Genomic DNA, 5,984 nt, shown 5'->3' with positions numbered 1-5,984 from the left:
GCCTAGCCCTCTACGGCGAGGCCGCCCGCCGCCCCGACCTCGCACTCCCGCTGCTGCCGCTGTGGCAGAACAACCGCTCGCTGACCGGCTACAACATCGCCGACCTCGCCCGCCGCGCCCCCACCGCCGTCCGTTCGCACGCCCTGTCCGCGCTGTCCCTGCTGGCCTCGGGTGCGATCCGGATCGACGTCACTGCGGAACTGCCGCTCGCGAAGGCGGCCGAGGCCCACGAGGTGCTGGCGGCGGGCCGCGGCACCGGAAAGGTGCTGTTGCGGGTCGCGTAGCCTCCGATGCACCCGGCGGCCCGCGGCGGCCTGCGGCGGTGCGTCGTCACGCGGGCCCGTGGCGGCCTGGTTCCGCCGGCGGGGAGGCGACAGCGGTGCCCGTACGGGCGGGCCGCTGCCGTTACGAGGCTGCCGCCGTTACGGGCCCGCCGCGGCTATCGGGCCGCCGTGAGGTCGCGGGCGAAGGCGACGCGGTCCAGGCCGGGGCCGTCGTAGTCGGGGTGGACCGAGGGGGCGGCGTCGGCGGCGCCGGGCAACTCGGTGAAGCCGAGCCGGGTGTGGAAGGCGCGGGACGCGGTGTTGGCCGGGCTGGTGATCGCGTGCACTTGACGGCAGTGCCGAGCCCGGGCGAGGGCGAAGAAGCGGTGGTAGAGCGCGGTCGCGATGCCGCGGCCGTGCAGTGCCGGATCGACGCCGACGAAGTGGATATAGGCGATGTCGGGCCGGTCCTGGGAGAGGAAGCCGACCAGGAAGGCGGCGAGTTCGCCACTGGGACGCTCGGCGACGTGGCTGGTGCCGGTGAAGTGCTGGAAGTACAACCGCGGCAGCAGCAGGGCCCGGTCCCGTGACCCGGTCTCGCCGCCCAGCCCTCCCCACCACTGGTCGAGTACGGCCAGTACCCGTGCGTGGTCGTCAACGCGGGGGTGACGCAAGGTCAACCCGGCGGGAAAGTCGTCGGTCATCCTTCCAGTCTCCCAGCAACCCCCGCCGGGCGGCGCGGAGGACCGCGTGGGCCCGGTGTGTCAGTGCCGGGCGCTACGTCGCGGGCATCGGCGATGTACCTGCGCGCGGCCGAACACGTACCGCGCCGAGGGTGCCCGATCGGCTACGTCTGACGCGGTGGCTGCGGACCGGGGACGGGGGCCCGGTGGCTGCGGACCGGGGACGGGGGCCCGGCCGGCGGCGGACCGGGAGCGGGCCCCGAAAGCCGGTCACACCCGCCAGGGCAACTCGACCGCGATCCGCGTCGGACCGCCCTGCGGCGAGTCCACCACCAGCACTCCGTCGACCGCGTCGAGGCGTTCCGCCAGGCCGGCCAGGCCCGAGCCGGAGTCGACCGACGCTCCGCCGCGCCCGTTGTCGTAGACGTGCACCATGAGTCGGTCGTCGGTCTGCCAGACATCGACGGAGGCGCGGGAGGCACCGCTGTGCTTGCTGATGTTCTGGAGGAGTTCGGAGACCGTGAAGTAGGCGATGCCCTCGATCGCGGGCACCGGCCGGGCCGGCAGGTCCACGGTGACCGAGACCGGCACGGTGCAGCGCGCCGCGACCGAGGACAGCGACGGGCCCAGGCCGCGGTCGGTGAGGATCGCGGGGTGGATGCCGCGGGCGAGGTCGCGCAGTTCCTGGAGGGCCACCTTCACCTCGCCGTGCGCCTCCTCGACCATGACCGCGCCGACCTTCGGGTCCTCCAGCAGCTTCTCCTTGGCCAGGCCCAGGTCCATGGCGAGCGCCACCAACCGGGCCTGCGCGCCGTCGTGCAGGTCCCGCTCGATCCGGCGCAGGTCCGCCGCCGCGGTGTCCACCACCGCGCCCCGGTCCGACTCCAGCTCGGTGACGCGGTTGGCCAGCCGGGACGGGCCGAGCAGCCCGCTGACCAGCATCCGGTCCCCGTGCGCCATGCCCCGCACCACCCACGGCATCAGCAGCACCAGCGTCATCCCGATCGCCACGCACAGCAGCATGTCCACGGGGGTGTGCAGCCACCAGCCGTGGCGGACCTGGTTGCCGTCGTCGTAGCCGTAGACCTGGATGCCCTGCTGGCCGAAGTAGACCGGGAAGATCCAGCGCCACAGCGGGTAGGTGAGCAGGCCCCAGCCGTAGGTGAAGAAGGTGATGGTCACGCAGAAGGTGAAGACGCCCCACGGGAAGTGCAGCAGGCAGTAGATCGCGTGCCGCCAGTTGACGCCGCTGCCGAGTTGGCCGCCCAGCCACGGGAAGAAGCCGCGGTTCTTGGTGCGGACCGGGCCGGGCTCCTCGACGTCGAGCCACAGCAGCGAGCGGGCCCGGGCCCGCTCGGCGTAGCCGATGGCCCGGCAGCCGCCGAGGGCCAGCACCAGCACCGGCAGCCCGATGAAGGTGATCAGCAGGCCGGCGCCCAGCGACAGCATCGTCACCGTCCACACGAAGCCGACGATGCACATCGGGAGGTTCAGCAGGAGGTAGCCGATTTCCCGCCAGGTGCGCGCCTCGACGGGCGCGCGCAGTGCGGTGGGCAGCCGGTGCTCTCGCTCGGCCGGCGGGGTGCCGTACGCCATGGTCGGGACCGTCCTTTCGGTACTGCTGGTCATACCAACCAGATTGGCCCGGCCGGGAGCGCGCGCCCATGGTGCGGATCGGCGTCTTGGGGGTGGGGATTTCCCTACCTCCGGGGCGGTGCGGCCTGCTTGCCGAACTCCCGGTCCCGCCACGGCAGCTCCGCCGTCACCATGGTCGGCCCGCCCACCGGCGAGGCCACCACGAACAGGCCGTCGACGGCGTCCAGCCGCTCCGCGAGCCCGGCCAGGCCCGACCCGGCGGAGACGTCGGCGCCGCCCTGCCCGTCGTCGCGCACCTGGATCATCAGCCGGTCGCCGGAGTGCCACACGTCCACCGAGGCGCCGCGGGCCCGGCTGTGCTTGCTGACGGTCTGGAGGAGTTCGGAGACCGTGAAGTACGCGATGCCCTCGATCGCCTCGGCGGGCCGGGCCGGCAGCTCGACGGTGACCGAGACCGGCACGGTGCAGCGGGTCGCGACCGAGGACAGCGCCGCGTCCAGGCCGCGGTCGGTGAGGATCGCGGGGTGGATGCCGCGGGCGAGGTCGCGCAGTTCCTGGAGGGCCACCTTCACCTCGCCGTGCGCCTCGCCGACCATCTTCGCCGCCGCCTCGGGGTCCTCCAGCAGCTTCTCCTTGGCCAGGCCCAGGTCCATGGCGAGCGCCACCAGCCGGGCCTGCGCGCCGTCGTGCAGGTCCCGCTCGATCCGGCGCAGGTCCGCCGCCGCCGTGTCGAAGACCACCCCGCGGTCGGACTCCAGCTCCGCGATCCGCCGCTCCAGCTCGTCGTCCGGCTGGAGCAGCCCGCGGGCCAGCGCCCGGTCCACCGTCGACATGCCCCTGGCCAGGTACGGCAGCACCGGCCACAGCACGAACAGCGAGGTCAGCGTCACCGCGAAGGTGACGATGCCCCACGGCAGCCGGATCGCGAGGTAGAGGGCGTGCCGCCAGGCCACCGGGTCCTTCAGCGACGCCCACAGCCAGGGCAGGAACCCGCCCAGCGTCTTCTTCCGCAGCGGCCGCGGCTCCTCCACGTGCACCCCGAGCAGCTTGCGCACCCTGGCCCGCTCCAGCTTGCCCAGCAACCGGCAGCCGCCCAGGCCGAACGCCAGCAGCGGCAACCCGATCACCGTCACGGACAGCCCGGCGCCCAGCGACAGCGTGACCACCACGTAGATGAAGCCGATCAGCGACATGAAGAGGTTCAGCAGGAGGTTCGCGATCTCCTTCCACGTCACGGCGTCGAAGGCGAACCGGGCCGGGGGCAGCGGTTCGGACGTCGATGTCGCGGAGCTGCGCGAGGTGGGCGAGGTGGGCGAGGTGTCCATGGGTCAAGCCTGCCGTCCGGGCGGGGGCTCGCGCCATGGGGTGCGCGCTCCGGCGTGTGGTGGGGTTATCCCCAGTATCTCCTGGAAGCGGCCCGACGGTGCGGGTCGGGTGCATTCGCCAGGGCTCGTCCGGAGGCTCGCTCCGGCGTGCCTCCGGCGTCCCACCGGCGTCCCACCGGCGCCCCGTCGGCGTCTCACCGGCTTCCCGTCGGCCCTCCGTCGCCGTCCCGTCCGCCATCCATGGACGGCTGCGTCCGCCGCCGAGGCCAGGGCCTAGACTCCCTCCGTATAAATCGTCTAAAGATCCATCCGGATCGCTGGACATCGCTGGTCAACGAGTGAACGAGGGGCGGACGGACGTGGACTACTTCCACGGCTACTCGGTCGTCGGTCTGGTCGCGGTCGTCGGCGTGCTCTTCGTGACGGTCTCGTTCACGGCCGGGCGGCTGCTGCGGCCGGACGTGCCGACACACGAGAAGCTGCTCAGCTACGAGTGCGGCGTCGACCCGGTCGGCGAGGACTGGGCACACACCCACATCCGCTACTACGTGTACGCGTTCCTCTATGTGATCTTCGCGGTGGACGCGATCTTCCTCTTCCCGTGGGCGACGGTCTTCGCGGCCCACGGCTACGGCGGCACCACGCTCGTCGAGATGTTCGTCTTCCTCGGCTTCCTCGCGGTCGGGCTGCTCTACGCGTGGAAGAAGGGCGTGCTCGAATGGACGTGACCCTGCCCGACCCGGCGCAGCCGGCCCCGCCCGAAGTGGCGCTGCCCGAGCCCCGCCGGCTCGGCCCGCTGGCCCGGCTGGCGCCCGAGCCGATGAAGGTCGTGCTCAACTGGGGCCGCCGCTACAGCCTTTGGGTGTTCAACTTCGGACTGGCCTGCTGCGCGATCGAGTTCATCGCCGCGTCCATGGCCCGGCACGACTTCATCCGGCTCGGCGTGATCCCGTTCGCGCCCGGCCCGCGCCAGGCCGACCTGATGGTGGTCTCCGGCACGGTCACCGACAAGATGGCGCCCGCGGTGAAGCGGCTGTACGAGCAGATGCCCGAGCCGAAGTACGTCATCTCCTTCGGTGCCTGCTCCAACTGCGGCGGCCCGTACTGGGACTCGTACTCCGTGACGAAGGGCGTCGACCAGATCATCCCGGTCGACGTCTACGTGCCCGGCTGCCCGCCCCGCCCCGAGGCGCTGCTCCAGGGCATCCTCAAGCTCCAGGAGAAGATCGCCCAGGAGTCACTGGGCGAGCGGTACGGCCGCGGCCCGGCGGCCGCGCAGCCCTCGACCGCCGCGCTGACCAGCGGCCTCGTCGCTCCGCCGCCCCCGCCGGCGGCACCTGGGGACGGCCCGGAGGCGGCCGGCCAGGCGGACGGCCCGGAGGCGGGGGAGCGGTGAGCGCCTTCGAGCAGCTCCCCGAGGGCGCGGCCGAGGTCTTCGGCGAGGGCGCGACCGCCGAGGAGGCGTACGGCCTGCTGACCGTCGACGTCCCGCCCGCCGGGTGGGTGGCGGCGCTGACCGCGGCCCGGGACACGCTCGGCTGCACCTTCTTCGACTGGCTCAGCGCGGTGGACGAACCCGGCACCGGCTTCCGGGTGTGCGCCCATGTCGTACGGCTCGAAGGCGGCGTCGGACGGCTGCTGGTGCGGACCACCCTGCCGCACGACGCGGCCGAGGTGGCGACCGCGACCGGCGTCTACGCGGGCGCGGACTGGCACGAGCGCGAGACGCACGAGATGTTCGGCGTCGCCTTCACCGGGCACCCGGGGATGGCCCCGCTGCTGCTGCCCGAGGAGTTCGAGGGGCACCCGCTGCGCAAGGACTTCGTGCTGGCCTCGCGGGTGGCCAAGGCGTGGCCGGGCGCGAAGGAGCCGGGCGAGTCGCACGACGGTGGCCCGAAGCGGCGCCAGATGCTGCCGCCGGGAGTGCCGGACCCGAACGAGTGGGGCCCGTTGAAGGGCCGGCTTCCGCCGGCACCGGCCCGCCCGGCGCGGCGCACGGCTGCGGGTGGCGCGGCGGGCGCGGCTGGTGCGGGTGGCGCCGCGGGTACGGGGGAGCGGCCCGCCGGCAGGACCCGCAGCGCGGGCGACGGCTCGGCGAGCCAGAACCCGGCCCGCCC

Annotated in this window: 7 protein-coding genes; 4 read left to right on the top strand and 3 right to left on the bottom strand. The window is 73.3% G+C overall.

Features of this window, described 5'->3' with window-relative positions:
- The coding region (locus tag AC13HU_RS30440) for a zinc-binding dehydrogenase (protein WP_483045195.1) at positions 1 to 284 on the top strand (284 nt) is incomplete at its 5' end.
- Between the two features lie 155 nt (positions 285 to 439).
- On the opposite strand, the gene AC13HU_RS30435 is transcribed toward AC13HU_RS30440, so the two are convergent.
- From AC13HU_RS30435 to AC13HU_RS30425, 3 genes are all read right to left on the bottom strand, one after another.
- Complete coding sequence (locus AC13HU_RS30435) at positions 440 to 967, bottom strand: GNAT family N-acetyltransferase (RefSeq protein WP_483045194.1); 528 nt, start codon at positions 965 to 967, stop codon at positions 440 to 442.
- A 249-nt stretch (positions 968 to 1,216) separates the two neighbouring features.
- Positions 1,217 to 2,575: a sensor histidine kinase gene (locus AC13HU_RS30430; protein WP_483045193.1), complete on the bottom strand. Its 1,359-nt coding sequence runs from the start codon at positions 2,573 to 2,575 to the stop codon at positions 1,217 to 1,219.
- Positions 2,576 to 2,646: 71 nt separating this feature from the next.
- Positions 2,647 to 3,867 carry a sensor histidine kinase gene (locus tag AC13HU_RS30425; RefSeq protein ID WP_483045192.1) on the bottom strand — a complete coding sequence of 407 codons (1,221 nt, stop codon included), beginning with the start codon at positions 3,865 to 3,867 and terminating at the stop codon, positions 2,647 to 2,649.
- Positions 3,868 to 4,205: 338 nt separating this feature from the next.
- On the opposite strand from AC13HU_RS30425, the gene AC13HU_RS30420 reads away from it, so the two are divergent.
- The 3 genes from AC13HU_RS30420 to AC13HU_RS30410 all read left to right on the top strand — a co-directional run.
- Positions 4,206 to 4,595 carry an NADH-quinone oxidoreductase subunit A gene (locus tag AC13HU_RS30420; protein ID WP_483045191.1) on the top strand — a complete coding sequence of 130 codons (390 nt, stop codon included), beginning with the start codon at positions 4,206 to 4,208 and terminating at the stop codon, positions 4,593 to 4,595.
- Positions 4,586 to 5,263, top strand: a complete 678-nt coding sequence (locus tag AC13HU_RS30415; RefSeq protein ID WP_483045190.1) for an NADH-quinone oxidoreductase subunit B — start codon at positions 4,586 to 4,588, stop codon at positions 5,261 to 5,263. The genes AC13HU_RS30420 and AC13HU_RS30415 overlap by 10 nt, the downstream gene beginning before the upstream one ends.
- On the top strand, positions 5,260 to 5,984 hold a 725-nt coding region (locus AC13HU_RS30410), incomplete at its 3' end, for an NADH-quinone oxidoreductase subunit C (RefSeq protein ID WP_483045189.1). The genes AC13HU_RS30415 and AC13HU_RS30410, both read left to right, overlap by 4 nt.

The organism is Streptomyces sp. NH27 (assembly GCF_056859195.1).
This window is presented reverse-complemented; position numbering and strand designations above follow the sequence as displayed.

Coding starts and splice junctions, on each gene's coding strand:
- AC13HU_RS30435 (WP_483045194.1), bottom strand. CDS start 967: ATGACCGACGACTTTCCCGCCGGGTTGACCTTGCGTCACCCCCGCGTT.
- AC13HU_RS30415 (WP_483045190.1), top strand. CDS start 4,586: ATGGACGTGACCCTGCCCGACCCGGCGCAGCCGGCCCCGCCCGAAGTG.
- AC13HU_RS30430 (WP_483045193.1), bottom strand. CDS start 2,575: ATGACCAGCAGTACCGAAAGGACGGTCCCGACCATGGCGTACGGCACC.
- AC13HU_RS30425 (WP_483045192.1), bottom strand. CDS start 3,867: ATGGACACCTCGCCCACCTCGCCCACCTCGCGCAGCTCCGCGACATCG.